General features: G+C 26.6%; 2 protein-coding genes. Both read right to left on the bottom strand.

All coding sequences use genetic code 11. From position 1 onward, the window contains the following. The coding region (locus G3997_RS03275; protein ID WP_296648042.1) for an AAA family ATPase at positions 1-1,178 on the bottom strand (1,178 nt) is incomplete at its 3' end. Continuing rightward, positions 1,178-2,377 (bottom strand): exonuclease SbcCD subunit D, encoded by a 1,200-nt coding sequence (locus tag G3997_RS03270; RefSeq protein ID WP_296648037.1) that lies wholly within the window; start codon positions 2,375-2,377, stop codon positions 1,178-1,180. The genes G3997_RS03275 and G3997_RS03270, both read right to left, overlap by 1 nt. Between the last annotated feature and the right edge of the window lie 77 nt (positions 2,378-2,454).

The raw sequence follows: 2,454 nt of genomic DNA, 5'->3' as shown, positions 1-2,454 counted from the left end.
CTAACTACATTTTTATTAAGGTTATCTAATTCTATAATTTTTGCTTCTAACTTACTTAAATCGTTTATTTCTACACTTAACTTTTCTCTCTCACTATCTTTACTTTCTTCTAATTTTAAGTTCTTATCAGCTTCTTCTTTTGTTATATTTAAAGTTTCTATATTTTTTAAGCTAATATTATAATCTTCTTCTCTTTTTAGTAATCTTTTATTACTTTCTATAAGCTTGTCTTCAATGTATTTTACTTCTTTCGCACTTTTTCCATCTATTATGTTCTTAGCTTTAGTTTTATACTCTTCTTCCTTTGAAGTAAGCTCTTCTAAATACTTTGTAATAGTTTCTTTTTCTTTTAGTAAATTATTATTAGTGTCTAATATAGCTTTTTCTTGGTTTTTAACTTGTAATTTATTATCTATTAACTGATATTCTTCATTAAGATTTTTATAAGTACTATTATCTCTTTCTAATAATTCTTTTARCTTTTCTATAACTAAAGGAAAATCAACGTATTCACCTATTACGATATCGTGTTCACCTTTTATATTTTCTAGATTAGTTTGCATTTTATCCTTACTTTTAGTTCTGTTTCTACTAAGAGTGGCTGCTTTTTCYTTAAGCTCATTTTGTATTTTTTCATAGTCATAAGTGTTAAATATCTTTCTAAATATACCTTCACGCTCAACAGAATCTGCAAGTAGTAACTTTTTAAACTCWCCTTGTGCAAGCATTACAATTTGCTTAAACTGATCTCTATTTATACCTAATATTTCTATTATTTTATCAGAAACATTTTTAACCTTAGTTATTACTTTCCCATCTGGAAGAGTTAATGTAGCATCCGCACTCTTTTCTGTATACCCTTCCCCTCTTGCTTTTTTCTTTTTTTGCTTAGGTACTCTATTTACTATGTACCTTTCGCCTCTTAATTCAAACTCTAGCTMAACATAAGTTTCTGTATTATCATCTGCAAAATGACTTCTTAAAGAATCAGTTTCTCTAGAATCCCCACTCGCTTCTCCGTATAARGCATAACTTATAGCATCAAATATAGTTGTTTTTCCCGCTCCAGTCTTTCCTGATATAACAAATATATTTCTTCCCTTTAATTCTTCAAAGTCTATAACTTGTTTAGATGCATAAGGTCCAAAGGCACTTATTGTTAATTTTATAGGTCTCATTATTTCACCTCCCCTTTAAGTACTTCATTTATAGTATCCATTAACACAGCTTCTTTTTTCTCATTGTATTCATAATCGCTATAAACTTCATAGAAATCCTTAAATAAATCTATCTTACTCTTTTTTCTAAGTTCTCCTTTTAAAGATTTACTTTCATCTGTAGATACTTTTTTTCTTTCTCTAGTTATAAGCATTGTATTTTTATATACACTTCTTAACTTTTCCATAGGATTCATTAAYTCTCCATCATCTGTAAGTATAGCTTGTATATAATCTTCTTTTCCYTCTTCTATATTTCTTCCCTCTTCTATTAAATCTTCTATATTACCCTTTATAATTCTTAAGTCCCTTAGTGGCTTTAGTTCTTTTAATTCTATATCTATATTTTTATCTTCTATATTTAATAATGCTACACTTTTTTTCTGTTTAACTTCTGAGAATGAGTATTTAAGTAATGAACCAGAATATCTCATATTATCATCACCTATTTTTTGTCTACCATGTAAATGACCAAGTGCTACATAGTCAAAATCTTTAAATATATTACCATCTATAAGGTCTGTTCCTCCTATAGATAGTGGTCTTTCTGATTCTGAAGTTTCAAGTTCTGCAGCTTCATATTTATGGTCATTATTTTCTATTGCATCTTCTCTTTTCATAGTTATATATCCATGAGCTATTAATATATTTAACTCATTTTTATTTAATTCTTTTTTTATTTTATCTATAGTTGCAACCATTGCATCGTTGTGATTTCTTATTTCTTTATTGTTAAGAAGTTTTTTTATAAGTGCTGGGTCTTTATATGGTACTAAATAGAAGTTTATGTTTTTATTATTTTCACTTAAAACTACTTTCTTATATACTTCATCATCACTTCCTGCTATGTATAGGCCTTGTTTTTCTAGTATTTTACTTCCAAAACTTAATCTTTCTCCACTATCATGATTTCCAGATATAGCTAATACTGATACATTTCTATCTATAACTAATTTACTTAAAGTTTCATTTAATAATTCTACTGCTTCAACAGGAGGTATAGATCTATCATATATATCTCCTGCTATCATAAGTACATCTGCATTTTCTTCATCTATAAGTTTAATTAATTCATTTAATATATGTTTTTGATCTTCTATCATTGAAAATTCATTTACTATTTTTCCTATATGCCAATCACTAGTATGAATAATTTTCATAAATCATCCTCCTTAATTCTTATCCTATTATTATACTATAAGTTGTACTATATTAAATATTTATAATTTATAAACAC

This window comes from Romboutsia sp. 13368, assembly GCF_018336475.1.
Taxonomy (GTDB): Bacteria; Bacillota; Clostridia; order Peptostreptococcales; family Peptostreptococcaceae; genus Romboutsia.
This window is presented reverse-complemented; position numbering and strand designations above follow the sequence as displayed.